The sequence below is a fragment of the Pseudomonas sp. PS01270 genome (assembly GCF_029959775.1).
Lineage (GTDB): Bacteria > Pseudomonadota > Gammaproteobacteria > Pseudomonadales > Pseudomonadaceae > Aquipseudomonas > Aquipseudomonas atacamensis.
This window is the reverse complement of sequence record NZ_JASCPT010000056.1, coordinates 1-25,908: the sequence shown is the minus strand read 5'-3', so window position 1 is coordinate 25,908 and position 25,908 is coordinate 1. Positions and strand designations below refer to the sequence as shown.

Genomic DNA, 25,908 nt, shown 5'->3' with positions numbered 1-25,908 from the left:
TCTCCATGAATGTTTAACTCACTGCTCAGCGTCCAAGCATAGTTAAGACTCGCTGACTGTGCCTTGATCGGCCAGGGACAATTGCTGTTGCAGGGCCTGCGCCAGTTCGAGCATCGCTTGGCTGGTTGCCGCCCAGCGACGGGCAATCTCCTGTGGCGCGAGCGCTTGCTGGCAAGCGGTCTCAAGCTCATCGCAACATTCGATCAACCGCGAGGCCTGCGCGATGCGTGCTGCGCCCTTGATCTTGTGCGCAACCACCGCCAGCGCTTCGCGATCATCCTCGGGCGACAGCCTGAGCAGTTCCTCGCGGTCGAGGCGGCTGCTCTTGAGCAGCTCCACCAGCATGCGTCGGGTCTGCGCCGGGTTGTTGCCGGTCAGCAAGCTCAAACTTTGCAGATCGAACACCGAGGCCGGTGAAGCCGGCGTGATGCCGTCGATCCACTGTCCGAGCAGGGTCAGACTCAACGGTTTGAACAGGCAGTCGTCCATGCCGGCGAGCTTGCAGCGCTGGACTTCTTCCGGCTGGGCATTGGCGGTGAAACCCAGCACGGTGCACGGCGGGCGATGATTTTGCAGTTCAAGCTGGCGAATCCCACGGGTCATCTCGTAGCCGTTCATCAAGGGCATGTTGCAGTCGACGATCACCAGATCGAAATGATCGGCCTTCCACCGTTCGAGGCCGCTGCAGCCATCTTCGGCAATGCTGAAGCGATGTCCGAGAAATTCCAGTTGCTGACACATGAGCAGACGGTTGGCCGGATGGTCGTCGACAACCAGGACATGTAACGGCGTTGTCGCAGGCTTGATCAACGGTTCGCTTTTCGGCGGATTCGCCTTTGCCGGCAGGCTGTCCAGCGGCAGCGATATGCACACCTGAGTGCCGATGCCGGGCTGGCTGCTCAACTGCAGTTGTCCGCCCATCATTTCGCACAGGTTGCGACTGATGACCAGCCCCAGTCCGGCGCCGTTTTTTGCCTGCCGACTGCCGTTTTCCGCCTGCGAGAATGGCTCGAACAAGCGCTGTTGATCTTCGGCGCTGATGCCTGAGCCGCTGTCCTGCACGGTCAGCTGCATCAATGTTCGACCAGCAGCGTCTGCCGGGATCAGGTCGAGGGTGATCCGCACGTGGCCGCTTTCGGTGAACTTGATAGCGTTGCTGACCAGGTTGGACAGCACCTGCTTGAAGCGCAGCGGATCCAGATGCACATCCACAGCCGGGTGCGGCGGGTTGAAGACGACTTGCAAGGCAAGGTTTTTCTGCCGCGCTAGGCCGTCGAAGATGCGGGCAACGGAGGTTACTGTGTCGACCAGATTGATCCACTCCGGGGACAGGCTCAGACGTCCAGACTCAATGCGGGCAATGTCGAGGATATCGCCGATCAGCCCGAGCAGATCCTTGGCCGAATGGTAGGCCGTGTCAATCGATGCGCGATCGGGGTGTTGCGGATCGATGCGTCGCAGGGTCAGTTCGAGCATGCCGATCACGGCGTTCATCGGCGTACGGATCTCATGGCTCATGGTTGCCAGGAAGGTACTTTTGGCCCGGTTCGCCTCGTCCGCCTGTTCTTTGGCTGCACGCAGTTTTTCAAACAATTGGCGGCGTTCACTGATGTCTATCCAGCCGCCGATAATCCCTTGAACGTCACCGCTGGAGTCGCGGTAGGGAAGAATCCAGTGGTAAATCGTCAAACGGCGGTTGCCGATGTGCAGGGGCCGGTCGAGGATCAACGGAGTGCCTTCGGCAATGACTCTCTGGTAATCGGCCTGGAATGCCTCGGCCTCGCATGCGTTGCTCAGGGTGCCCTGCATCACGCCTTTGCCGATGATGTCCTCGCGTCTGGCGTTGAACGCTTCGAGATAACTGTCGTTGCAACTTTGCAGCAGACCCTGGCGATCTCGCACGTAGATCGGGTGCGGCGTGCCGTTGACCAGCGAGCGCATGAACTCCAGTTGATCGTTCAGTGCACGTTCGGCAGCCTGGCGTTGTTTGATCTGGTGGCGCATGTAGGCGTTCCAGGTCAACAACAGCAGCAGGATCAGGCCGGCGGCTGCGACCACTTGGTAGAACAGGCGCTGGTAGTTTTGCCAGATGTTCTGTGATGCCGTGGAGTAACCGCGCCAGCGGCCGTTGATCACGCCGAGCTCCTCGGGAGCGATGCTCAGCAGCGCCTTGTTGATGATCGAGGCCAGTTCGGTGTTGTCACGTGCGGTCGCCAGCGAGAAGGCTGCCTGACTGGTGCCGATCGTGGTGGTGATTTGCAGTGGCCGATCGAATATGCGCGAGGAGATGAAATAGTTGGCGATCACCAGCGAGTTCACCGCACCGTCGACATGGTTGTCGGCGAGCATCGACACGGCGCTGAACGTGTCGGGGGTTTCGATCAGTTCGATGCCCGGAAAATTCTCATGCAAGTAGGCGACCAGCGGATTGCCTTGGGCGATCGCCAGACGCTTGCCTTTGAGTTGGCCCAGATTGGTCGGGCTGTCGGCGCTTTTGCGGGTCAGCAGCACGTAGGAATTTTCCAGATACGGGCGACTGAAGCTCAGGTTTTTTTCACGTTCGGCGCTGGGCAGCAGGGCGGCAATCAGATCGGCTTTGTGGTTGTCGATCTGCCTGATCATTTCCGCATCGTTGCGGCTGCGCTGAACCTCGAAACGCAGGCCGGTACGCAAGCGGATCAGCTCGAGCAGGTCGGCGCTGATGCCGCGGAAATTGCCGGCGCTGTCGAAGAAGGTCAACGGTGCGTAAGCTTCATTGACCACCACGCTGACGACGGGATGCTGCTTGAGCCAGTTTTCCTCACGATCAGTCAGCTGCAGTTTTCTGTCAGTGAGCAGCAGGTCGCTGCCGGCGCTCCAGCGCTTGGCGATGTCGTCGCGCTGACTGCCCGGGATCGCTGCGAGCACCGTGTCGATGATGCCCAGCAGCTGCGGATTGCTGCGCCGCACGGCGAAGCTGAAGCCATGGGCTTCCTGCTTGCCGAAGTTGGCCATACGGACATTGTTGAGATAGCCCTTGTTGATCATGTAATGGGTGGAGAGGGTGTCGCCGAGAAACACATCGGCCTGGTCGAAGGCCACCGCGTTGATTGCGTTCTGGTAGGACGGATAGCAGGTGATCAGCGCTTTGGGATACAGCGCTTTGATCTCGGGCACCGGCAGGTAGTGATACACCATGCTCAGGCGCAGCCCGGCGAGGCCTTCGGTCAGCGAGCGGGTTTCGTCCTCGCGGGTTACCAGTACCGGCTGATCGACCGCATAGGGTCTGGAAAGCGCGAGGTTGGCATTGCCTGCTTCGTAGCCGTTGGCTGTGCCAAGCAGGTCGATCTGGCCATCGAGCAAGGCGCGAATTGCAGCCTCGCGCGAGGGAAAGCGTTGCACGCGAATCGGCAAACCGGTGGCCTGACCGAGAATCCCTGCGTAATCGGCGGTCAGTCCCTCGTAGTCCTGGCCACTGACGGTCATGTCGAATGGCGGGTAATCAGGTGCGGAGGTACCCAGTTTCAGTTCGCTGCGAGTCTGCAGCCATTGCCGTTGTGACGGCTGCAGGACAGTTTGAACGGCCTTGGTGGCCGAGCGGCTGAGCAACGCATAGTCCGGTGTAGCGCTTGGCGCGGCGAGGGCATTGGCGCTCAGATACAGAACGGCGCTCAAGGTGATCAGGTAGTCCTTCAGACGGCTGGGCATGTGGGGTCTCACACGAGTGCGTTACGTTTGGCCATCTCGATAAGTTCTACAAGGGATCTGGCTTTGAGTTTTTGCATCAGACGCTTTTTATAAGTGCTGACGGTCTTGTTGCTCAGAAACATGCCCTTGGCTATTTCCTTGTTGGTACGTCCCTGAGCAAATAACTGCAATACCATCAGTTCGCGGTCATTGACGGATTTGAACAGTTCAAGTTCAGCGTATCGAGTGTCGTCGGCGCGCACCGGATTAAGCGCTTGACTGGGGAAATAGTTATAACCGGAAAGTACCGCTTTAATTGCGCTGACCAATTCGCTCAAGTCTTCCTGCTTGCAGACATATCCCGATGCACCGGATTGCATGCAGCGGATACCGAACAGCGTAGGACACTGCGCCGTCAGAATCAGAATCTTGAAATTGGAACCCATGGTGTTGAAGCGGGCCAGTACTTCGAGGCCGTCCAGCTTGGGAATGCTGATATCGAGAATGACCAGGTCGGGCATGCATTCACGGACCATCTGCATGGCATCGACACCGTTATCGGTCTCGCCGACGACCTTGTAGCCTTCATGTTCCAGGAGCATTCGCACGGCGAGGCGGATGACTGGATGATCGTCCACAATAAAAACGGAGTTCATAAATAGAGTCCCATGCAAGCATGAATAAAGCGCGCACCTTAGCTCAGATGCATGAGCACTCGCATGGACTGGTAGTGTCGCGACTACGTTATCGGATTAATCCTACGCGTAATGAGGAAAGAGACTACGTTGAAATTAGGTTCGGCGTAAGGAAGGGCGAGCAATCAATTGGCCGAAGATTGAAATGATCCGAAGGCCAATATTGATATTCAATTATTTGTCGATGTTTAAAGTTGCGTTTAATTAGCGGTGTTTATTTGATCGGGTTAATGGGTCAAGCGTAGTTGAATCTCACCTGGTTCACAGGGGCATTCAGCGAAAACTCTCATGGTGGTCAGCCGGTCAGATCAGTGACCGGCTGACCCCACCAGACTCAGTGGCTTGAACGCCCGGTCATTTCCAGTGCCATGTCACTGGCGTAACTGTCGGTCATGCCGGCGATGAAATCGATCATGCGCAGAAACGAGCTGTGCAACGAACCCTGCGGATCCGGCGCATTGTTGCCGAGCAAATCGAGAATACGCCGGCTCTTGAACGACGGCGTGCGGCCGTTGTGCTGCTCCAGCGCGGCACCGCAGAACGAATTGAGCAGAATCTCCAGCGTCGTGTACGCGCCGATTTCATGCAGGGTCTTGCGCTTGTCCTGGAAGATTTTTTTGCGCGCGATGTCCTTGGCGTTCAACACGCAGCGCTTTGCCGGCCCGTGCATGTGTTCGACCAGATCGCCGTGCAGTGTGCCGGCGAGCAGAGCATCCTGCTGTTCGACAAATGCTCGCGCTGCCGCGTTGGTCAGGTGCTCGATGGCCTTGCCGCGCAGGATCGCCAGTTTGCGCCGGCGGGAATCCTGCGGGCCGAGCTGGCGATAGGTTTCCGGCAAATCGTCGCCCACCAGCCCGAGCAGCAACGACTCGACTTCGGCATATTCGAGCAGCTCCATTTCCAGACCGTCTTCGAGATCGATCAGCGCATAGCAGATGTCATCGGCGGCCTCCATCAGGTAGACCAGTGGATGGCGTGCCCAGCGCTGGTCTTCGATTTGCGGCAGGCCGAGCTTGTGAGCGATCTGTTCGAGCAGCGGCAGTTCGCTTTGGTAGCAGCCGAATTTGTGTTTCTTGTAGCCGAGGGAGTCGGCGTGGCGCGCGGTCCACGGGTACTTCAGATAGGTGCCCAGCGTCGCGTAGGTCAGGCGTGTGCCGCCGTCGAACTGGTGATATTCCAGCTGCGTCAGCACGCGAAAGCCTTGAGCATTGCCCTCGAAATTGAGGAAGTCACCACGCTCGGCTTCGCTCATGCCATCGAGCCAGCCGCGCCCGGCGGCTTGTTGAAACCAGTGGCGAATGGCGTCTTCGCCGGAATGGCCAAACGGCGGATTGCCGATGTCATGGGCCAGGCAGGCCGACTGCACGACCATGCCGAGGTCGGCCGGGTCGCACCAGTCTGGCAGCGCGCTGCGCAAGGTTTCACCGACACGCATGCCCAGCGAACGGCCGACACAACTGACTTCCAGCGAGTGAGTCAGACGCGTGTGAATGTGATCGTTGCTGGTGACCGGGTGCACTTGGGTCTTGCGCCCGAGGCGGCGGAAGGCCCCGGAGAAAATGATGCGGTCATGGTCTTTGTGAAAAGGGCTGCGGCCGAGTTCTTGCGGGCTGTGTAGCGGCTTGCCGAGGCGTTCGCGGTTGAGCAGGGTTGGCCAATCCAAGGCTGAATCTCTCCGTCTGGTGACTGATCGCCCTAGCTTCCCGGTTCGGCCCCGCGCCTGCAAGCGGAACTACAGACCCGCCGCATCGATATCGATCAGCAGCAGCCGTTCACCGTTATCGAAGAACTGTCCGGCAGTCAGGCAATACTGGTTGCTTGTGGCGTCGCGGTAGGTGTTGGACAGGGTCAGGCGGCGTTCTTCCCAGCCTTCGGCCAGCAGATGATAGAAGTACGGTCGCCACGACCAGTTGTGCCCCAGATAGCGATCATCGGCAAACCAGCCGTCATGGCGCCATTCCAGGTTGGGCGTCAGTTGCGTGCCGTGGCGGTCGCACTGATAAAAGCGCAGCAGCCAGGGAAACGCCTGCAATTGCGGCAATGCACTGAGCGGGGCGCGGGCCTGCGCCCATTGTTGCAGAATCGCCATCAGCTCGCTGAGCTGCTGACGCATTTGCATCAGCCGTCCGCGCTCGCTGAGTTTCTGCTTCACGTAGCGTTGCCGCAATTGCGCGAAATGCGCGACGAAGGCATCGGTAGCGAAGAATTCTTCTTGTGCTCGGGCGAAGAGAAATCCCTGCACATAGCGCGAGCCGCACTCCAGCGCGAAATTCAGCTGCGCTTCGGTTTCGACGCCTTCGGCGATGATCCAGCAGCCGGTTTTCTCGGCCATCTGGGCGAGAGCCTTTACCACATCGCTGCTCGGTCCGCCGAGGGCTGCAGCCTGAAACAGGCGCATATCGAGCTTGAGAATGTCCGGTTGCAGGGCCAACACCCGATCCAGCTGCGAATAGCCTGCGCCGAAATCATCAATGGCGATTCTCGCCCCTGCGTCACGGTAGCGCCCGACCACGTGGGCCAGGCGTTCGCTGTTACCACCCAGTTCGGTGATCTCGAAAACGATGCGCTGCGGATCAACCTGGTGTCGCGCCAGTTGTTTGAGACTTGGCAGCGCTTGATCGGCGCGCAGGCGGCTGATCCAGCGTGGCGACATGTTCAGGCTGAGAAACCACTCCGCCGGCGCTTCATGCAGGCGGCTGAGGGCGTGGTCACGGATCTGCCGATCGAGACGGCGCAAGGCGGTGGCCGGGGTCCGTGGGTCGGCGAACAATGGCCCGACCGAGGTCAGTTGACCATCGCTCTGGCGCAAGCGACCGAGTGCTTCCACACCAGCAATGCGGCCGGTGGCGGTATCGATGAAAGGCTGAAAACAGGCGAGCGGTTGCCCGTCGATCACGGCAAGTCCTTAATCTTGTTTTTGGTTTGGCCGCGCTTGCCGGATAGGCACGCGGGATGAATCTCCTGATAAGGAGATTCATCCCGGCGCTATTGCAAGAATGTAGCCAGATGGGCGCTTCAGCGTTTGCCCGAGCTGTGCATGACCAGTCTGATCAGCGGCCCAAGCGTCGTGCCCAGACGCAGCAGTCGCGTCAAACCGCCACCACTGCTGCGTTTCGAGCCTTTGCCGGTGAGGAAACCCAGCAGCGTCACCGCCGCCACGCCCCACAACGGCGCGTGCTTGATGCCAAAACCGTCCTGCACGTTCTGTTTCATGCCACGCATGCGCTGCAACGGTTGCAACACTTGCGCGGTTTCGTGGCGGATTTCCTGACGGTGCATTTCCATGCGCAGGCGGATCAGCGCCTTGCGCATTTCCCGGCGTGAGCTGTTGTGCGGAAGTTCAGGCAGGCTCATGGCAGCAGGCGCTCCCGGTCGTTGGCCAGCTCTTCGAGCGTGCCGTGGAAAGGCGAGGACTCATCGAAAATCGCCGCTTTGAGGCGCAGGCCGCAGAAGATCGACGCCAGCGTGTAAAACACGCACAGGCCGATGATCGCTGCCAGGCGGTAGGTATCCCAGAAGATGATCATCACCAGCGTCGACAGACCTACCAGCAACAGCAGGGCAAACACCAACGCCAGGCCGGCGAACAGCAGCAGGCTGACGGTGCGTGATTTCTGTTCCTGCAATTCGATGCCGAACAGCTCGACATGACTGTGCAGCAGGCCCAGAACGGCAGCGCCGAGGCGACGCGTGGAGGAGGCGGTGCCCGCAGTCGGGCCGGATTCACCGATCGACATGATCAGCGCCGAGTTGCCAGCAGGCCGATCAGAAAGCCGACGCCGGCAGCGATGCCCACCGATTGCCATGGGTTGGCCGATACATAGTCTTCAGTAGCGGTGACCGCCGCCTGACCGCGTTCGCGCAGGGTGTCTTCAGTCACTTTCAGGGTTTCCCGGGCACGCAGCAGGCTGTCGTGGATCTGGGCACGCAGCTCATCGGCCTGATCACCAGCGAGGGTCTTGGTGTGCTCGAGCAGGCGTTCGGTGTCGGCGACCAGAGTCTGGAAGTCGTTCATCAGGATTTCTTGAGCAGTCTTTGCCTTGATGCTGGCCATGGGTGGATCTCCGTAGGTGGCTTTGAAGCGTTCGAGTATGAGCCTTGCGCGAAGGTTCAGTGCAAATGCCTGGTACAACTTTTGCTGTGTCGTGGTGCGTCGCTCGGCGTAGGTGCGCTGTTGCCGGGCGTCCAAGCAGAAAAACTCTAATTCATTTGCCGGCGGTTCGTGTTCGGACATCGATTCATGCGCCAAATCAGTTCATCGACCCTGCCGTTGAATGACTGGTGAGTCGTAATTTGGTGCATGAAATGCCCGCATGAACCGCTTTGGTGCCTTTTAGCCTTGGGTCTGCCTCCTCATGGAAAATCTGCAAAGCGCTGTGGACACGCTGGTTCACAGCTCCAACACGTTGTTCATTCTGATCGGTGCGGTGATGGTACTGGCGATGCACGCCGGTTTCGCCTTTCTGGAGGTCGGCACGGTCCGGCAGAAGAACCAGGTTAACGCGCTGGCGAAAATCCTCAGCGACTTCGCCGTCTCGACCCTGGCCTATTTCTTTATAGGCTATTGGATCTCCTATGGCGTCACCTTCATGCAACCGGCGGCGGTGCTCACGGCTGACCACGGCTATGGCCTGGTGAAGTTTTTCTTCCTGCTGACCTTTGCTGCCGCCATCCCGGCGATCATTTCCGGCGGCATTGCCGAACGCGCGCGTTTCGTCCCGCAGTTGTGCGCGACGGCGCTGATCGTAGCGTTTATCTATCCGTTTTTCGAAGGGCTGATCTGGAACGGCAACTTCGGCTTGCAAGGCTGGCTGGCGGCGCAGTTTGGCGCGGCATTCCATGATTTCGCCGGCTCGGTGGTGGTGCATGCCGTGGGCGGTTGGCTGGCGTTGGCCGCTGTTCTGCTGCTCGGCCCGCGCAATGGTCGCTACCGCGATGGGCGCCTGGTCGCGTTCGCGCCGTCGAGCATTCCGTTTCTGGCGCTGGGCTCGTGGATCCTGATTGTCGGCTGGTTCGGCTTCAACGTGATGAGCGCGCAAACCCTGCAAGGTGTCAGTGGCCTGGTCGCGGTCAACTCGCTGATGGCCATGGTTGGCGGTACCGTCGCGGCGTTGATCGTTGGGCGCAACGACCCTGGCTTTCTGCACAACGGCCCGCTGGCCGGGCTGGTGGCGATTTGCGCCGGATCCGACCTGATGCATCCGGTTGGTGCGCTGGTAACCGGCGCGATCGCCGGAGCCTTGTTTGTCTGGTGCTTTACCGCTGCCCAAGTCAAATGGCGCATCGACGATGTGCTGGGCGTATGGCCGTTGCATGGTTTGTGTGGCGTGTGGGGCGGGATTGCCTGCGGCATCTTCGGTCAGTCTGTGCTGGGTGGCCTGGGCGGTGTCAGCCTGATCAGCCAGTTGATCGGCACTGCGCTTGGCGTCGCGGTCGCGCTGCTCGGCGGCTTCGTCGTCTACGGCGCGATCAAGGCATTGCATGGGCTGCGCCTGAGTCAGGAACAAGAGTATTACGGCGCCGACCTGTCGCTGCACAAGATCGGCGCGGTGAGTCAGGACTAGATTTCCTCATCATTGGCTCCGGGATAGAAACCGTGGAGCAGGCGATAGCGATCGATGCGCACTTGATCGACCTTCTCCTGCACTTTGTGCGCGGGCAGGCCGAGCATGATCAGCGCATGTGAAGCGAGCATCAGGCTCGACTCCAGAAGCTCCGGCACCACCTCGGTGGCGCCGGCGGCTCTGAGTTCCGCCGATTGGCTGTCGTCACGGGTGCGTACCAGAATCGGCACCTGTCGGTTGAGTCGCCGGGCTTCGCGCAGAATGCGCAACGCCACGTCACTTTGATCCACGGCAATCACCAGCAGCCTGGCGCGCAACAGGCCAACCGCAGTAAGCAGATCGCCACGCGCCGAGTCGCCGTAATGCACGTCGCTTTCCGCAGATGCGGCTTCCTGCACCCGCACCGGATCGTTGTCCAGCGCAACATAGGCTTGCCCGGCATTGCCCATGAAGCGGCCGATGGACTGGCCGACGCGACCGTAGCCGCAGATCACCACGTGCTGGTCGAGGTCGGCGTTGAGCGCGCTGATCTGTTCGATCTGCGCTTCCTGATTGGGCTTGCGGTGCAGCACGGCGGCAATGCGCGGCGCCGCACGCAACAGCAGTGGCGTGAGCAGCATCGAACAGAACGTCGCCGCGAGCAGCAGGGCGCCCGGTTCGGCCGGCAACAGGCTGTTTTGCTGCATCTGCGCCATCAAGGCAAAACAGAACTCCCCGCCCTGGGCCAGGGCCAGACCGCTGCGCCATGCGGTTTCGCTGTCACTGCCGCGCCACTTCACCAGCAGCGCGACCACGATGCCTTTGATCAGCATCAGGCCCAGCGTCAGGCCGATGATCAACAGGCTGTGACTGACGAACAATTGCAGGTCGATCAGCATGCCGATGCTGACGAAGAACACGCCGAGCAGAATGTCGCGAAAGGGCCGGATGTCAGCTTCGATCTGGTGCCGATAATGGCTTTCCCCGAGCAACATGCCGGCGAGGAAAGCGCCGAGTGCAGGCGACAGCCCCAACAAGTGCGTGAGCCAGGCAGTCAGCAGCACGATCACCAGCGCCAGCAGGACGAACAGCTCCGCAGAGCGCGAGGCCGCCACCTCATGAAACAGCCGTGGCAGCAACCAGCGACTGGCGAGCAGCAGGCCGAAGAACAGCACCACGGTTTTGCCCAGGGTCAGCGGCAAGGCCCAATACCAGGCCTGCTCGCTGGTGCCGGCGAAGACCGGAACCAGTGTCAGCAGCAATACCGCGACAACGTCCTGAAACAGCAACACGCCGACCGCGTTCTGGCCGTGGCTGCTGAATACTTCACCAAGACTGCCCAGCTCCTTGGTCACGATCGCCGTGGATGACAGCGATAACCCTGCACCGAGCAACAGCGCCGGCATCAGCGGCATGCCCAGGCCCATCAACAGTGTGCCGAGCAGCGCTGTGCTGATCAGCACTTGCTGACTGCCGAGGCGAAACACCACCTGACGCAGCGCAATCATCTTCGACAGGGAGAACTCCAGACCCAGCGAAAACAGCAGAAACACCACGCCCAGCTCGGCGACATCGGGCAGATGTTCGCTCTCGTTGACCCAGTCGAATGCGTTCGGCCCGACCAGTAATCCCACGCACAGGTAACCCAGCACCGGCGGCAGTCGCAGGCGCCGGAACAGGGCAATCACCACCAGGGATGAGGCGAGGATGATCAACAGATTTGCAAACACGGGACACTCCGCTGTCAGGGCGTTGGCCTCTGAAGCGTAGAGGCAAAAAGTCCGCGAGGATGACGCATTTGCAATTTGCGCTGAATGATTTGCGTCAGGATTTTGCGCCGGGAGCGCTGGGTCCTTTGGGCGGCGCCGGGTCGACGAGGGTTTAGTGGCGTCCTAGAATGGGCTCACTTGTTTTCCGGTAATGCCGTCATGCCTCCTGAATGTCAGCTGTTCGGCACCCTCGGGTGTCACCTGTGTGAAGTCGCCGAAGCCGAGCTGATGCCCTTCGTCGAGCATGGTCTGCTGGTTGAACTGGTGGACATTGCCGAAGACGAATCGTGGTTCGAAAAATACAGCTTGCGCATCCCGGTACTGCGGCGCGTTGACACTGGCGCGGAGCTGGATTGGCCGTTCAGCGCCGACCAGGTGGTGGCATTTTTAGGCTGTTGATTTTGCCTTGATCCTTCCGCTGGTCGCAGCGATACATCCTTGCGTTGGCGCTCGCTGACTTCTTCGGTTACTGTATGTCCATACAGCAATCGAGTCAGAGGGATGAACCGTGGTCAATGTCGAACAGTTGAAGAGCAGCGTTAACCGGATGTCGGTGGACGTGGTGCGCGAGGCCGTCCTCGAATTGCGCCTGGACGGGCTGGTCACGGAAGGCAAGACGCCATTCAACAAGCTGCATTTCAATACCTGCTTTGCCGAAATCGAAGCCCTTTTTCAACGCGCCGGTTATCACAAGCAGCTGGATGTGGTCGGTTATCAGGGACTGTTATACGCGTTGTACGACCCGGGGCGCTGGGAGGCGGTCGATGTCTTGCGCTGGCTGAAGGAGTTCACCGAAGCGGCGGCCCTCAAGTCGATTCCGGCCTGATGAAACTGCGCTAGGTGGCTTTGCCTCACTGTTGGATAATGCCGGCTTGCATTGAGGAATTCTGTTTCGTATGTCCAGTCCCGTATTTTCCGCTGCGCACAATCAGGCCAGCACCTTGTACCTGCCGCCCGGTTCCTGGCTGACGGTACTCGATTGCCTGTGCGAGCACTTCAGTGCCATCGGCCGCGAACAGTGGCTTGACCGGATTGCTCGCGGACGGGTGCTGGATGCGCAGGGCCAGCCAATTGCGCTGGACTTGCCGTACAGGGAAGGGCTGCGCATTCATTACTTTCGTGAGGTGCCGGACGAAAAGCCGATCCCGGTTCTCGAGTCGATTCTCTATGCCGATGAACACTTGGTGGTGGCCGACAAACCTCACTTTCTGCCAGTCACCCCGGCCGGAGAATATGTCGAACAAACCCTGCTGCGGCGGCTGATCCGTCGGCTGGACAATCCGCATCTGGTGCCGCTGCACCGCATTGACCGGCACACCGCAGGGCTGGTGATCTTCTCGGCTAACCCGCAAACCCGCTCGGACTATCAGTCATTGTTCCCGACCCGGCAGATCGACAAGCGCTACGAAGCGATCGCCCCGGCGTTGCCCGAGCTGAATTTCCCCTTGGTGCACAAGAGCCGCCTGGTCGATGGCGAGCCGTTTTTCCGCATGCAGGAAGGGCCCGGCGCCTGCAATACCGAAACGGCGGTCGAAGTGCGTGAGAAAAATGGTGATCTGTGGCGCTATGGCCTGTATCCCGTGACCGGCAAAAAGCATCAGCTGCGGGTGCACATGACGGCGCTGGGAGCGAGTATTTGCAACGATCCGTTTTATCCGACTGTGTTGAAAGATGTCGAGGACGACTACGCCAACCCGTTGAAGCTGCTTGCGCAAGGCCTGCGCTTCATCGACCCGGTGACCGGTGAGTTGCGGGAGTTCGAGAGTCAAATCACCTTGCAGTGGTAATGCTGAAACTGCTTTCCGAGCGCCCATGAAAAAGCCCGCATGACAATGCGGGCTTTTCTGTATCCGGTAACGACGCGGAGCCTTACAGCTCTTTAACGGTACGAACCTGATCCTTGTTGATGCGGGTCTCTTTGCCGTCCAGCTGCTGGAACTCGTAGAAGCCCGAATCATCATCGTATTTCGGGGTGTCGACGGCCTGGATTTCGCGACCGTCATTCAAGGTGATCACTGTTGGCGAGGAGCAACCTGCGAGGGTTGCCAGGCCCAGTGCGAGCATGAAAGTGGCGAGGGTCCGTTGAGTCATGAGTGTGTCTCCGAATGGGAAATCTTCTGGTTACTGAGCTTGAGACGTAAACAAGGCGTGAGAGTTCCTTGGATAATGTCAGTCTGACACAGTGTTGTGCAGATGTAACAATTCGGGGGTGTTGAGGTTGGCCAGTCGCGGGTCGTTGTCAGGGCATTGCAATGCGCCGGCGCCGAGGCTGCGCATTACCCGCCCCGGGCTGCGCTCGCCTGCATTCCAGGCTGCTTCGAATGCCGGCAACAGCGCCACGGGAATCACGCACAGCAGCGGTTCCCAATGCTCGCCGTGGCGCAGCATTAAAGGTTTTTCACGTTGCAGATCGGCAGTAATCAGCATGTCTTCGAGCAAGGCCTCGTCGATTCGCGGCACATCACATGGCAACACCAGCAGATGCGCATGGCGCGCCGCTTTCAGCCCGGCACGAATACCGGCCAGCGGCCCGGGGAAATCGCCTTCATCATCCATCACCAACTGATCGGCAAACCCGGCATAACGCTCGCGATTGCGGTTGCAGGAGATGATCAGATCGTCGGTCAACGGCCGTACCTTGCGCTGCAAATGCGCGATCAAAGGCTCGCCCAGCCATTCGATAAGCCCCTTGTCCTGACCGCCCATGCGTTGACCGCGTCCACCGGCCAGAAGCAGGACGGAGCAGGGTGGCAATGGCTTGTTCGAGGGCATGACGACTCTCCAGAGGGGCGGCGGGAAAATGAGCCGCTGTGATATAACACCGGGCTGTTTCCCCTACAACTGGAAGAGCCTATGAAAGCCAAGGCTGATGTACCTTTCGTGCCGCTCAATATTGCGGTGCTGACTGTCAGCGACACCCGAACCCTGGAAACCGATACCTCCGGCCAGGTCTTCGTTGATCGCTTGATCGCGGCCGGTCACGCGCTGGCCGAGCGGGTTTTGCTTAAAGATGATCTCTACAAAATTCGCGCGCAAGTCGCCAACTGGATTGCCGACGATGTGGTTCAGGTTGTGTTGATCACCGGCGGCACCGGCTTCACCGGGCGTGACAGCACGCCGGAAGCGGTGGCATGCCTGCTCGACAAGCAGGTCGACGGTTTTGGCGAACTGTTCCGCCAGATCTCCGTAGCCGATATCGGCACTTCGACCGTGCAGTCCCGGGCCTTGGCTGGTCTGGCCAACGGCACGCTGGTGTGCTGCCTGCCGGGTTCGACCAATGCGGTGCGCACCGGTTGGGATGGCATTCTTGCTGAGCAACTGGACGCCCGTCATCGTCCCTGCAACTTCGTCACCCATCTGAAGCAGGCGGCGCCTTGTGAATCCCGTGGGTAAGCCGGGCAAGACCGGCAGTTTGCTGCCTGTCGAAACGGCGCTCGAGCGTTTGCTGGCCATGGCCGATGCGTCGCGCATTGTCGAGCGCGAGCACTTGCCGCTGGCTCAAGTCGAAGGGCGGGTGCTGGCGGAAGATCTGATCTCGACGCTGGATCTGCCGCCATGGCCGAACAGCGCCATGGACGGCTACGCCTTGAACCTGGCGGATTGGCAAGGCGAGCCGCTGCCGGTCAGTCAAAAGGTCTTCGCCGGGCGATCTCCACAACCTTTGGAACCAGGCACCTGCGCACGCATCTTCACCGGGGCACCGCTGCCGCCGGGTGCCGACTGTGTCGAGATGCAGGAAAACGCCGAAGTTCAGGCCGACGGCCGAGTGCGCTTTCTTGAACCTTTGAAAGCCGGGCAGAACATTCGTCCGCAAGGGCAGGAAACCACGGTCGGCGAATTGGTGCTGCAAGCTGGAACCCGGCTCGGACCGATTGAGCAAGGCCTGGCTGCTTCGCTTGGCTGTGCCGGGGTTAACGTCGTGCGCAAGCCGCGGGTGGCGGTTCTGTCCACTGGGGACGAACTGGTTGAACCCGGTCAGGCATTGGGGCCGGGCCAGATCTACAACAGCAATCGCGTACTTCTGTGCAGCTGGCTGCAGCGTCTGGGCTGCGAAGTCATCGATGGCGGAATTCTTCCGGACGATCTACCCGCGACGCGGGCGCGGCTGGGTGAGCTACAAAATGTCGATCTGGTCCTCTCTACCGGCGGGGTCTCGGTCGGTGAAGCGGATTTCCTCGGCATTGCCTTGCGTGAAGAAGGCGAGCTGGACCTGTGGAAACTGGCGATCAAGCCGGGAAAACCATTGACGTTCGGTCATTTCCGCAACGTGCCGGTGATTGGCCTGCCCGGCAATCCCGCCTCTACGCTGGTGACGTTCGCCTTGCTGACGCGGCCTTATCTGTTGCGACGCCTGGGTGTGCAAGATGTCGAGCCGCTCAAGTTTGCAGTGCCAGCAGGCTTTGTCTGGCCGGTGGCCGGCAACCGTCGTGAATATTTGCGCGGGCGTTTGGAGCAGGGGCGCGCAATCATTTACCGCAACCAGAGTTCGGGTGTGCTGCGTAGCGCCGCGTGGGCCGACGGGTTGGTGGAAGTCCGAGAGGGCCGCACGCTGAGCGAGGGTGATGAAGTGAGCTTCATTCCCCTCAGTGACCTTCTGGGGTAGGCCATCTCGTCCATGCACGCGTCGGCTGATACGCACGGCGCGTGCAACGAATGATTCGGTCAGTTGCTGATCAACGTCACCAACTGGTCGAATCGGCTGTTGGCCACCCATCCCAGCAGTCCAAGGATGACAGCGGTGGCACCCGCCGAATACGCCAGACGGTGTTTGATCGTCCGGACATCATTGAGCACTTCGTCCATGTCGCGGCGCATGTATTTGAAGTGAGTCTCCAGCTCGCTGACTCGGGGTTCCATATCAAACTCTCCAGGGGTCTTGGCGCTGTTACAGAAATCTGGTTTCTTGCTGGCACGACTTTCGGCGAGAGCGGCGACCGGGCTCACCGGTGCCTTGGTTTCATGGTTGCGCATGGAAGTACTCGCTGGTCGTAGCAACTGCACGCTTGCTGATTATTCCATTGCTCGATTCATGGAGATGAATCGCGGGGTATCCGTTCATTACCGGCACATCCTTGTGTTATTGAGTTGAAAGTTGGTGCTGCCGGCACACGGTGACCCAATGATCGGACGGGGTCAATTAAGCCGATTCCTCTTGTTCCGTACGAAAAAATACCGCTGTGTAGGACGCTGGCCGTTTGAAAAGCAATTAATCGCCATCCCTGCGGCTTTTTTAACGCGCGCAGTGGTCAAGATGTTTCAATCGATTTCAATTCTTGGAGTGACGTTATGAGTGAACGCCGGGCACTGCTGATCTTGCATGGCAAACAGGCACTCAACGAAGATGTCCGCGCTGCCGTCGAAGCCAAGCGTGAGCAAGGCTGGGAACTGGCTGTCCGAGTGACCTGGGAGGCCGGCGACGCCCAGCGTCTGGTCGAGGAAGCGTTGGCGGCCGGCTACAGCAAAATCATCGCCGGTGGCGGTGATGGCACCTTGCGCGATATTGCCGAAGCGCTGGCGCAGCATCCGCAAAAAGCCAGTCTAATCCTCCTGCCGCTGGGCACCGCCAACGATTTTTCCCGTGCCGCCGGTATATCCCTGGAGCCTGCTGAAGCCCTTGAGCTACTGGATGTTCAGCCCTCGGATATCGATCTGGGCGAAGTGGGCGGGCAGATTTTCCTCAATATGGCGACCGGCGGATTCGGCAGCCAGGTGACCGCCAATACTTCGGAAGACTTGAAAAAGGTTTTGGGCGGCGCCGCTTATCTGTTTACCGGCCTGACCCGGTTCAGCGAGCTGCATGCCGCTTACGGCGAGTTGCAAGGCCCGGATTTTCATTGGCAGGGTGAACTGCTCGCACTGGGAATCGGCAACGGACGGCAGGCGGGTGGCGGCCATGTGCTGTGCCCCGAGGCGCGAGTCGACGATGGTTTGCTGGATATCAGCATTTTGCCAGCACCGCAGGAGCTGGTCGGCACGTTGAAGAATCTGCTGAGCGAGGGCTTCGGCCTCGACAATATGTTTGTGCGAGCGCGATTGCCGTGGGTCGAGATCAAGGTCGCCGAAGGGCTGAGCATCAATCTCGATGGCGAGCCGCTGGAAGGCGACAGTCTGCGATTTGTTGCGAAACCTGCAGCGTTGCAAGTGCATCTGCCGAAGGACTCGCCGTTATTGGGCCAACAACCGTCAATCAGTCATCAAGGCTGATGATCTGTTCACGCACAGCGAACAGCACCAGACCCGCCACGTCGTAGATTTGCAGGCGCTTCATGATCTGTGCGCGGTGGGTTTCGACGGTCTTGACGCTTAAGCCCAGGCCGTTGGCGATTTCCCGGGTCGATTTACCGCGCACGATCAGGCGAAGGATTTCCAGCTGGCGCGCGGTCAGATTGTGCGAATCGGCGACGTCCGGCTGGCTTTTCTGGTTTCGCGTCAGTGCCTGATTGATCACCGTATGGGCAATGGCCGGGCTGAGGTAGCGTTCGTTGTTGCGCAGGGCTTCCAGCGCGTGCTCGAGCTCGGTGGCCGTGGTGTCCTTGAGCAGGTAGCCATGGGCACCGGACTCCAGTGCCTGCATGATCAGCGCCGGATCGGTGTGCATCGACAGAATCAGCACTTTGCTCTGCGGCCGCACGCGCTTGAGCCGTTGCAGCGCTTCCAGGCCACCGGTTTCTCTCATCGAGATGTCCAGCAATACGATGTCCGGGCTCAATTGCTCGACCATTTCAAGCAATTGCGAACCATCACTGGCTTCGCCGATTACCGCGTAACCGGGAATATCCAATACCAGAGCGCGCACGCCGGCTCTGATCAGCGAGTGGTCATCCACCAGAAGTAAGTTACAAGTCAACGCATAACCTTATTCGTACTGGCCCGTTCGAGTGCCCGAGGCGCCCACGGGAATAGTGCTTCGATTCGAGTGCCTTTGCCCGGCTCGCTGATAACGCTCAATGTGCCGCCCAACTGTTCGATACGCTCGGCCATTCCGGCCATGCCGCGTTGACCTTCTCTGGCCGGGTCGGCCGCCGGGGCGAAACCCAGGCCGTCATCACTGATCAACAGCGTCAGACCTTGCGGCAATCGCTGTACCCGAATCAACAGGTTTTTTGCCTGTGCGTGCCGGAGGATGTTGGTCACGGCTTCCTGGGCAATGCGAAACGCCGCGACGGCCATTTCCTCGGGGATGCCGTTGAGCCGTTGCTGGCAATCGAGACTCCAGTTGACCGGCGTGTTGGCCAGTGTCTTGAGCAAATGCGCACGCAGACTGGCTTCGAGTCCCAGGCTGGTCAATTGACGTGGATTGAGAATCGCCGAGACGTCACGCACCTTGTTCAGGGTTTCATCCAGCGTGTCGCAGAGGACCTTGCATTGTTCCTGCAGATCTTCCGGCAGGCGGCGTTTGAGCCAGTCACTTTGCAGCTTGGCGGCGGTGAGCAACTGGCCGATATCGTCGTGCAATTCACGGCTGAGGCGATGGCGCTCGTTTTCCTGGACTTGCAGCAGTCGATCAGCCAGCTCTTGTGGCTGAAACTTGATCGATTTGCGCGACAAGCGATATTGCACCCAGACGCACGCGGTGGCGGCAACGTCGAGTGCCAGCAATCCCAAGGGAAGGCGTGCGGAAACAACATACGCCAGCAGACTGCCCAAGGTCGCCAGAACACACAGAACAAGTGTGAAGCGCCGGGCGTTTTCCCGAGAAGGTGGCCATGTAATGAGTGACTTGAGACTGGCGTACATAACGGATGGAGCCAATGGATGTTCGCTGCGGGCAGACCGACCGGTGACTGGCGGATCTCTGTGTGGAAATACTGTCAATTATGTTATTGATTCATACCGCATTCGTTAAGCAATCATTGACCGGCAATAACATTGCTGATGAAACGCTGGAGTCACTGTGCCATTAAACGGCAGGTAATTAACCGGCGGCATAATACCACTTAACATACCGTTGGTCGCGGTCGCTATATATGTCCATTCAGTCAGGAAATACCGGATCGTGGACGCAAGTTCCATATTGGAAAAAGTTGGAATTCTTGTAGTTGGACGACTTCGATTTTGCCTGGAAGTGTCTCGGGGAACACACAGGGAAAACCCTGATGGCGGCATCTGGAAATCAGCCGTTGGTCGGGCAGATTATTTGCCCCGGATTGTCGCTTTCAGGTACGAAGCATTCATTTACGACAATATCGCGGATTGCAGGCTTAAGCCTGATGCGCGGTAAAGGGCGCAGAGAGCAAACGTTTGCTCATCATCTTCGGTTCGAACGTGTCCTGGCCCATTTGTGCCGCGAAGGCCTCAAGCAGGGCTGTCTGCTCGCTGCCATCAAGGCTCAGTTGTCCGGTTTTATGATCGACCAGCTCAAGCTGCCATGCCATCAGGGTGAAACAGTCTCGCAAGGCATCGAGGGCCTGTTCGTGCAGATCGACGCGATCCTGGGTCAGATTCAGCAGACTGTAGATGTGCAGGGAAAACTCGGAGATTGCTTCCAGTGCCAAGGCTTCGGCGCGGCCAGCAAGCTTCAGCAGAGTGCCGAGCATGCAGTCGATGGCATCCTTGTCATTGCTGATCAGTTGCAGATGGCTCAGGCATTCTTCGGACTTGGCGAGAAGCGTTTCGGCCTCGACCAGAAATTCGGGGAAGCGTTGCGCCCAGTCTTTACGGTCGATTGGCATGTTCATCTCCACCACGTCGTGTTGGTTGACGGATGGCCGTGTGTGGCGACGATCGTGAATCGTCGGCAGATCGCGCCCGGCGGTGCAGGTGCACGGACCGAGGGGTTCCAGAGGGTGGGTTGCCACTGAATTGCGATCGCACACAATAGCCTGACTCCGTTCATGCAATGAGAATGGCGTCACAGTAATGGCTATTGGAAATGGCGAATATCAGGTTGGGCCTGATTGATCCTAGGGGAATCCCTTAGGCGCGGGAACCTAACGTGCAAACCGAGGTCGCGCCGCAATGAATCTAGCAGATGAAATCACGATTGCCAGTAAAGCATGATGTCAGTGTGACATCAATGGCCGTTTATGGCATTTTTAGCGACGCGCTTTACAGCAATCAAGATTAGCTGAATGCAGCCGATAAACCCCCATAGTGAATTCATCAGAACAAGCCCAGGAGTCATTGATGGCCGGCATTCTCGACACGGTAGACCAACGCACGCAACTGGTGGGTGAGAATCGCCTGGAAATCCTCATGTTTCGCCTGGCCGGACGCCAGCTGTTCGCGATCAACGTGTTCAAGGTTCAGGAAGTGCTGCAGCTGCCCAAGCTGACCCTGATGCCGCAGCGTCATCCTTTCGTCTGCGGCGTGGTCAATCTGCGCGGACAGACCCTGCCGGTGATCGACCTGTCCCAGGCAATCGGTATGCGCCCACTGGTGCCGGGCCCGAACAGCACGATCATCGTCACCGAATACAACCGTTCGGTGCAGGCCTTCCTCGTTGGCGGTGTCGACCGCATCGTCAACATGAACTGGGAAGCCATTCTGCCGCCGCCGACCAGTGCTGGTCGCCAGCATTATCTGACCGCGATCAGCAAGGTCGACGATCAACTGGTGGAGATCATCGACGTCGAGAAAGTCCTCGCTGAAATCGTCCCGTACAACGCCAAGGTGTCGCGCGAGAAACTCGACGACCCGGTACTGGAGCGCGCCCGTGGCCGCGAAGTGTTGTTGGTGGACGACTCCAACGTAGCGCTTTCGCAATTGCGCGATACCCTCGGCCAGCTCGGGGTGAAGATGCACATTGCCAGTGACGGTCTGAAAGCCTTGAACATGCTCAAGGCCTGGGCCGATACCGGCGTGCATATGACCGATAAACTGCTGATGATCTTCACCGATGCGGAAATGCCGGAAATGGACGGTTATCGCCTGACCACGGAGATCCGCAACGACCCTCGCCTGCGTGGCCTGTACGTCGTGCTGCACACCTCGCTATCGGGCAGTTTCAACGACTCGATGGTGAAGAAGGTCGGCTGCGACAACTTCCTCTCCAAATTCCAGCCGGACAAACTGGTCGACGTGGTGCGCCAGCGTCTGATGCTCGACGCCGTGCCGGCCTGAAACACGCACATCTTGCTTCCTGTGCGAGCCTGCTCGCGAAAGCGCAGGGTCGGACACATTGATGGTGAATGTGCCGGCCTCTTCGCGAGCAGGCTCGCTCCCACAGAACTGTACTTACATTAATGACGGCTTTGATTCGGTATCGAAGCTCGTATAGGGTGGCGTTTTTCCATCAGGGAGCTGGCCATGCTGCGTCTGAGCGCGCTTTATCGTTACCCGTTGAAATCCGGCAAAGGCGAAATCCTGCAAAGCATTGAGCTGGACAAGCTCGGGCTGGCGGGCGACCGACGCTGGATGCTGGTGGACGAGGCCAGCGGGCGCTTTCTGACCCAGCGTGCCGAAGCGAAGATGAGTCAGTTGTCGGCGTTATGGAATGCCGGCGGCGGTCTGACCCTCAGCGCTCCCGAGCAGGGGTCTATCGAAGTCGCGCTGCCCGCTGCCGACGCCGAACTGCGCGGTGTGACGATCTGGCGTGACACCCTGCGGGTGCCGGACGCCGGCGATCAAGCCGCGCGGTTTGTCAGCGACTTCCTCGGCAAGCCGACACGTCTGGTGCAAATGCCACTCGAGCGGGCGCGCACCACGCAGTCGGGGTTCGGCAAGGATGACGATCAAGTGGCGTTCGCCGACGGTTATCCATTGCTGCTGATCGGCGAAGCCTCGCGGCTGGCGCTCTCGGAAGCGGTAGGGCGAGAGCTGGAGATGCTGCGCTTCCGTCCGAATCTGGTGATCGAAGGCAGCGCGCCTTACGCCGAGGACCAATGGAAACGCATTCGCATCGGCGATATCGAATTCCGCGTGGTCAAGCCGTGCGCGCGTTGCATCATGACCACTGTCGACCCGCAAACCGGTGAGCGCAGCGCCGATCGCGAGCCGTTCGCGACGTTGCAGAAACACCGCAGCACCGCCGATGGCGCGATGTTCGGACAGAATCTGGTCAACGACGGCAAAGGCCGCTTGGAAGTTGGCATGCCGGTGGAAATTCTCGAATAGGTTGTCGCTGAAACGAAAAATGCCCGGGTCTTTTGGACGCGGGCATTTTTTTGCGCTGTGAAACCGGCGGGATCAGCCGCGGTATTCGCACAGGTAAGCGGTATCCACTTCGACTTTCAGCTGAAACTTGCTGTTGGCCGGGACGTTGAACTGGCTGCCGGCGGCGAAGGTTTCCCAGTCGCTGCTGTCTGGCAGTTTTACGCTCAGCGCGCCGGAAACCACATGCATGATCTCGCGCTGGCTGGTGCCGAATTCGTATTCGCCCGGGGCCATGACGCCAATGGTCGCCGGACCTTCAGCGGTGCCAAAGGCGATCGACTTGACGGTGCCGTCGAAGTACTCGTTGACTTTAAACATGGGCGGATTCCTCGAAAAGGGCTTAAAAGGGGGCGGCCAGTATGCACAAGGCTTTTCGCGCCGTCACGCGTCTAAAGCGGCAGGACCAGCGGCAATAACCGTGCAGTATTGCGGGCATCTTCCAGCGCGCGATGTTGTTGGCCGTTGAACTGCATGCCCGCCAGTTGCAACGCGCCGTTGAGCCCCAGCGGTCGTTCCAGGCGCCGGGCCTTGGCGAAGCGCTGTTTGAGGTTCATGTGCGGGACTTTGCTCAGGCCGCTGTCGATGTTCAGGCGCTGCCACTCCTGGAGCAACTGCTGGCGATCGTAACCGCCCCAACTGGCCCAGCCTTCCAGACGAGTTTGATGCTGCGTCAGCCAACGCTCAAAGGCCGGCCAGACCTCGCTCAGCGGTTGCGCCGAATCGATGTTGGCTTGGGTGATGTGTGTCAGCTCCCGACAGAACGGCGTCAGCAATGGCCGGCGGGTCGGTTTGACGAAGCGCTGGAAGTGATCCTGCTCGCGCCCGGCGCGGTCGACCAGGGTCGCACCGATCTCGATAATTTCCATTTCCGTGACCGGCCAGCCACCCTCGTCTGTGGTGGCTTCCAGATCTATGACCAGCCAATGGGGCATCGCAGGGTTCCTGATTTCCGCGTTCTGATTTATCAGAGCGTAGTCAAACCCCGCGCTTGTGCCCGGGCGACTACTCGACCTGCAACAGAACCTGACGATTTTTTACCTGATCGCCAACCTTCACTTGCACCCGTTTGAGCACGCCATCGATGCCGGCCTTCAACGGATGCTCCATTTTCATTGCCTCCAGTACCACCAGCAATTGACCCTTGCTGACCGTACTGCCTTCGCTGACCAGCACATCGACAATGGCACCGTCCATCGGGGCTTTCAGGGTGCCGGAGGCGACGCTGGTCTGACTGTCGATCGGCGCATGAGTTCGATCCTCCAGGCGCAGGCTGCCCGGATGGGTGAACAGCCACAGCTGCCGATCGTGCAGACGATAGGCGTGGCGCTGGCGCAGACCATCGACTTCGATGATGATCGATTGCGCGGCGTGCTCAATGATTTTCACCTCCACAGTGCTTTCGCCAGCCTGCACGACCAACTCGCCGGTTTTGCGCGCCAGCACCGACAGCGTCCAGTCCTGTTCGTCACTGCCGAGTCGATAGTGCAACGGCACGCTAGCGTTGTTGCGCCAGCCATTCAACGGGGCGCGATGGGGCAGGGCGCTGGCCTGATAGAACAACGCCACGGCAATCGCCAGTTGCGCCGTCGTCGGCACATAAGTATTGAGGCAGGCATGGCTGGAAAAATGTTGCTGGATGAAAGCGGTGCTGAAGTCGCCGCTGATGAACTGCGGATGTTGCAGCAGGCCTTCGAGCAAGCGTTGGTTGCTTTGCACGCCAAGCAGCACGGTGTCCTGCACCGCCCGCAACAATTTGCGCCGCGCCTCTTCGCGGGTTGCACCGTGGGCGATCAGTTTGCCCAGCAGCGGGTCGTAGAACGGGCTCACCGACTGGCCTTCAAGCAGACCGTGATCGATCCGCGCCCCGTGATCCGAAGCCGGTTGCCATGCGGCAATTCGGCCGGTTTGCGGAAGAAAATCCGCAGCGGGATCTTCAGCGTAGAGGCGCACTTCCATGGCGTGACCGTCGAGACGGATCTGCTCCTGCGTCAGCGGTAGCGGCTGGCCCTCGGCAACCAGCAACTGCCATGCGACCAGATCCAGCCCGGTGATCAATTCCGTCACCGGATGCTCGACCTGCAGACGGGTGTTCATCTCCAGAAAGTAGAACTGCCCGCGCGCGTCGAGCAGAAACTCCACGGTGCCGGCGCCGACATAATCCACCGCGCGCCCGGCCTTAAGCGCCGCTTCGCCCATGGCCTGGCGCAGCTCGGCGGTCATCACCGGGCACGGCGCTTCTTCGATGACTTTCTGATGGCGGCGCTGGATCGAGCAATCACGTTCGCCGAGATAGACCAGATGGCCGTGCTGGTCGCCGAACAATTGCACTTCGACGTGGCGCGGTTCGATCAATGCCTGTTCGAGAATCAACTCGTCGCTGCCGAAACCGTTCATTGCTTCGGACCGCGCGGTGCGCAGTTGCGCCACCAGTTCGCTGGCCTCGTGCACCAGGCGCATGCCGCGTCCGCCGCCGCCGGCGCTGGCCTTGATCATCAGCGGATAACCGATGCGCTCGGCTTCGGCCAGCAGCGTCGCGTCGTCCTGCGCTGCGCCTTGATAGCCGGCAATGCACGGCACGCCGGCGTCGAGCATGGCGATTTTCGACAGGCGTTTGCTGCCCATCAGTTCGATCGCTTCGACGCTGGGGCCGATGAAAATCAGCCCGGCTTCGGCGCAGGCGCGAGCGAAATCGGCGTTTTCCGAGAGGAAGCCGTAGCCCGGGTGAATCGCGTCGGCGCCGCTGCGGCGGGCGGCGTCGAGGATCGCCGCAATGTTGAGGTACGACTGCTGCACCGGCGCCGGGCCGATACGCACGGCTTGGTCGGCCATTTGCACGTGTAGCGCATCGGCGTCGGCGTCGCTGAACACGGCGACGGTGCGATAACCCAGCGCTTGGGCCGTGCGCTGGATGCGGCAGGCGATTTCACCGCGGTTGGCGATCAGGATTTTGTGGAGGGTGGGCATGGGCTATTTCCTCAGAAGTTGCGTCGCAGGTGCTGGCCTCTTCGCGAGCAAGCTCGCTCCCACAGAGATTTGTAAGTGATCCAGATCCAATGTGGGAGCGAGCTTGCTCGCGAAGCTTTCAGATAGCCCCCCGCGGGTTACGCTTTTGCATAAAGGCCAAGGTGCCTTCGATCCCGT

At 59.6% G+C, this 25,908-nt stretch carries 26 protein-coding genes; 9 read left to right on the top strand and 17 right to left on the bottom strand.

Annotated features, from left to right (window positions below; all coding sequences use genetic code 11):
• Positions 1–42: 42 nt before the first annotated feature.
• The 7 genes from QMX86_RS16410 to QMX86_RS16380 form a co-directional block, all read right to left on the bottom strand.
• The gene (locus QMX86_RS16410) at positions 43–3,687 is read right to left on the bottom strand and encodes a transporter substrate-binding domain-containing protein (RefSeq protein ID WP_282385996.1); all 3,645 of its coding nucleotides are present in this window, start codon (positions 3,685–3,687) and stop codon (positions 43–45) included.
• An 8-nt stretch (positions 3,688–3,695) separates the two neighbouring features.
• On the bottom strand, positions 3,696–4,322 hold the full coding sequence (locus QMX86_RS16405; protein WP_016770847.1) for a response regulator transcription factor: 627 nt from the start codon (positions 4,320–4,322) through the stop codon (positions 3,696–3,698).
• A gap of 373 nt (positions 4,323–4,695) precedes the next feature.
• Positions 4,696–6,024 (bottom strand): deoxyguanosinetriphosphate triphosphohydrolase, encoded by a 1,329-nt coding sequence (locus QMX86_RS16400; RefSeq protein ID WP_016770846.1) that lies wholly within the window; start codon positions 6,022–6,024, stop codon positions 4,696–4,698.
• Between the two features lie 69 nt (positions 6,025–6,093).
• Positions 6,094–7,257 (bottom strand): EAL domain-containing protein, encoded by a 1,164-nt coding sequence (locus QMX86_RS16395; protein WP_016770845.1) that lies wholly within the window; start codon positions 7,255–7,257, stop codon positions 6,094–6,096.
• 119 nt (positions 7,258–7,376) lie between these two features.
• Positions 7,377–7,715 carry a hypothetical protein gene (locus tag QMX86_RS16390; protein ID WP_016770844.1) on the bottom strand — a complete coding sequence of 113 codons (339 nt, stop codon included), beginning with the start codon at positions 7,713–7,715 and terminating at the stop codon, positions 7,377–7,379.
• Positions 7,712–8,098: a phage holin family protein gene (locus tag QMX86_RS16385; RefSeq protein ID WP_008079909.1), complete on the bottom strand. Its 387-nt coding sequence runs from the start codon at positions 8,096–8,098 to the stop codon at positions 7,712–7,714. Before QMX86_RS16385 ends, QMX86_RS16390 begins: the two co-directional genes overlap by 4 nt.
• A 2-nt stretch (positions 8,099–8,100) precedes the next feature.
• Entirely contained in the window at positions 8,101–8,415 is a 315-nt protein-coding gene (locus QMX86_RS16380) for a YqjD family protein (protein ID WP_016770842.1), read from the bottom strand.
• Between the two features lie 301 nt (positions 8,416–8,716).
• Here QMX86_RS16380 and QMX86_RS16375 point away from each other — a divergent pair, with 301 nt between their 5' ends.
• Positions 8,717–9,925, top strand: a complete 1,209-nt coding sequence (locus QMX86_RS16375) for an ammonium transporter (protein WP_122751445.1) — start codon at positions 8,717–8,719, stop codon at positions 9,923–9,925.
• Here QMX86_RS16375 and QMX86_RS16370 read toward each other — a convergent pair.
• Positions 9,922–11,634: a monovalent cation:proton antiporter-2 (CPA2) family protein gene (locus tag QMX86_RS16370; protein ID WP_016770839.1), complete on the bottom strand. Its 1,713-nt coding sequence runs from the start codon at positions 11,632–11,634 to the stop codon at positions 9,922–9,924. The genes QMX86_RS16375 and QMX86_RS16370 overlap by 4 nt on opposite strands.
• A gap of 198 nt (positions 11,635–11,832) precedes the next feature.
• On the opposite strand from QMX86_RS16370, the gene QMX86_RS16365 reads away from it, so the two are divergent.
• The 3 genes from QMX86_RS16365 to QMX86_RS16355 all read left to right on the top strand — a co-directional run bounded on the left by QMX86_RS16365 (position 11,833) and on the right by QMX86_RS16355 (position 13,460).
• A complete protein-coding gene (locus QMX86_RS16365; RefSeq protein ID WP_122746645.1) occupies positions 11,833–12,072 on the top strand; it encodes a glutaredoxin family protein in 240 nt (79 codons plus the stop codon).
• Between the two features lie 109 nt (positions 12,073–12,181).
• On the top strand, positions 12,182–12,499 hold the full coding sequence (locus QMX86_RS16360; protein WP_016770837.1) for a hypothetical protein: 318 nt from the start codon (positions 12,182–12,184) through the stop codon (positions 12,497–12,499).
• A 70-nt stretch (positions 12,500–12,569) separates the two neighbouring features.
• Positions 12,570–13,460, top strand: coding sequence for a pseudouridine synthase (locus QMX86_RS16355; RefSeq protein WP_282385302.1), 891 nt, complete (start codon positions 12,570–12,572; stop codon positions 13,458–13,460).
• 82 nt (positions 13,461–13,542) lie between these two features.
• Here QMX86_RS16355 and QMX86_RS16350 read toward each other — a convergent pair whose 3' ends face one another.
• Together QMX86_RS16350 and mobA are read right to left on the bottom strand one after the other, a co-directional pair.
• Positions 13,543–13,764, bottom strand: a complete 222-nt coding sequence (locus QMX86_RS16350; RefSeq protein ID WP_016770600.1) for a YgdI/YgdR family lipoprotein — start codon at positions 13,762–13,764, stop codon at positions 13,543–13,545.
• A gap of 78 nt (positions 13,765–13,842) precedes the next feature.
• A complete protein-coding gene (gene mobA / locus QMX86_RS16345) occupies positions 13,843–14,445 on the bottom strand; it encodes a molybdenum cofactor guanylyltransferase MobA (RefSeq protein WP_282385301.1) in 603 nt (200 codons plus the stop codon).
• 81 nt (positions 14,446–14,526) lie between these two features.
• Between mobA and moaB the strand changes: the two genes are divergently transcribed.
• Together moaB and glp are read left to right on the top strand one after the other, a co-directional pair.
• Complete coding sequence (gene moaB, locus QMX86_RS16340) at positions 14,527–15,066, top strand: molybdenum cofactor biosynthesis protein B (RefSeq protein WP_016770598.1); 540 nt, start codon at positions 14,527–14,529, stop codon at positions 15,064–15,066.
• Entirely contained in the window at positions 15,050–16,276 is a 1,227-nt protein-coding gene (gene glp / locus QMX86_RS16335) for a gephyrin-like molybdotransferase Glp (protein ID WP_282385300.1), read from the top strand. The genes moaB and glp overlap by 17 nt, the downstream gene beginning before the upstream one ends.
• Before the next feature lie 59 nt (positions 16,277–16,335).
• Here the strand turns inward: glp and QMX86_RS16330 are convergent, their stop codons facing one another.
• Positions 16,336–16,644, bottom strand: coding sequence for a hypothetical protein (locus QMX86_RS16330; protein ID WP_016770834.1), 309 nt, complete (start codon positions 16,642–16,644; stop codon positions 16,336–16,338).
• A gap of 315 nt (positions 16,645–16,959) precedes the next feature.
• Here QMX86_RS16330 and yegS point away from each other — a divergent pair, with 315 nt between their 5' ends.
• Complete coding sequence (yegS, locus tag QMX86_RS16325; protein ID WP_122700120.1) at positions 16,960–17,877, top strand: lipid kinase YegS; 918 nt, start codon at positions 16,960–16,962, stop codon at positions 17,875–17,877.
• Here yegS and QMX86_RS16320 read toward each other — a convergent pair.
• The 3 genes from QMX86_RS16320 to QMX86_RS16310 form a co-directional block, all read right to left on the bottom strand.
• On the bottom strand, positions 17,861–18,520 hold the full coding sequence (locus tag QMX86_RS16320; protein ID WP_016770832.1) for a response regulator transcription factor: 660 nt from the start codon (positions 18,518–18,520) through the stop codon (positions 17,861–17,863). The genes yegS and QMX86_RS16320 overlap by 17 nt on opposite strands.
• Positions 18,517–19,410 (bottom strand): sensor histidine kinase, encoded by an 894-nt coding sequence (locus QMX86_RS16315; RefSeq protein WP_071173101.1) that lies wholly within the window; start codon positions 19,408–19,410, stop codon positions 18,517–18,519. Before QMX86_RS16315 ends, QMX86_RS16320 begins: the two co-directional genes overlap by 4 nt.
• A gap of 464 nt (positions 19,411–19,874) precedes the next feature.
• Positions 19,875–20,345 carry a hypothetical protein gene (locus QMX86_RS16310; protein ID WP_122707647.1) on the bottom strand — a complete coding sequence of 157 codons (471 nt, stop codon included), beginning with the start codon at positions 20,343–20,345 and terminating at the stop codon, positions 19,875–19,877.
• Positions 20,346–20,799: 454 nt separating this feature from the next.
• Between QMX86_RS16310 and QMX86_RS16305 the strand changes: the two genes are divergently transcribed.
• Complete coding sequence (locus QMX86_RS16305; RefSeq protein WP_016770829.1) at positions 20,800–21,735, top strand: chemotaxis protein CheV; 936 nt, start codon at positions 20,800–20,802, stop codon at positions 21,733–21,735.
• 186 nt (positions 21,736–21,921) lie between these two features.
• The gene (locus QMX86_RS16300; protein WP_282385299.1) at positions 21,922–22,728 is read left to right on the top strand and encodes an MOSC domain-containing protein; all 807 of its coding nucleotides are present in this window, start codon (positions 21,922–21,924) and stop codon (positions 22,726–22,728) included.
• Positions 22,729–22,800: 72 nt separating this feature from the next.
• On the opposite strand, the gene QMX86_RS16295 is transcribed toward QMX86_RS16300, so the two are convergent.
• The 3 genes from QMX86_RS16295 to QMX86_RS16285 form a co-directional block, all read right to left on the bottom strand.
• Positions 22,801–23,085, bottom strand: a complete 285-nt coding sequence (locus QMX86_RS16295; protein WP_024013687.1) for a pyrimidine/purine nucleoside phosphorylase — start codon at positions 23,083–23,085, stop codon at positions 22,801–22,803.
• Positions 23,086–23,156: 71 nt separating this feature from the next.
• Positions 23,157–23,699: an exonuclease domain-containing protein gene (locus QMX86_RS16290; protein ID WP_282385298.1), complete on the bottom strand. Its 543-nt coding sequence runs from the start codon at positions 23,697–23,699 to the stop codon at positions 23,157–23,159.
• A 70-nt stretch (positions 23,700–23,769) separates the two neighbouring features.
• The gene (locus QMX86_RS16285) at positions 23,770–25,731 is read right to left on the bottom strand and encodes an acetyl/propionyl/methylcrotonyl-CoA carboxylase subunit alpha (protein ID WP_282385296.1); all 1,962 of its coding nucleotides are present in this window, start codon (positions 25,729–25,731) and stop codon (positions 23,770–23,772) included.
• Positions 25,732–25,908: the final 177 nt, after the last annotated feature.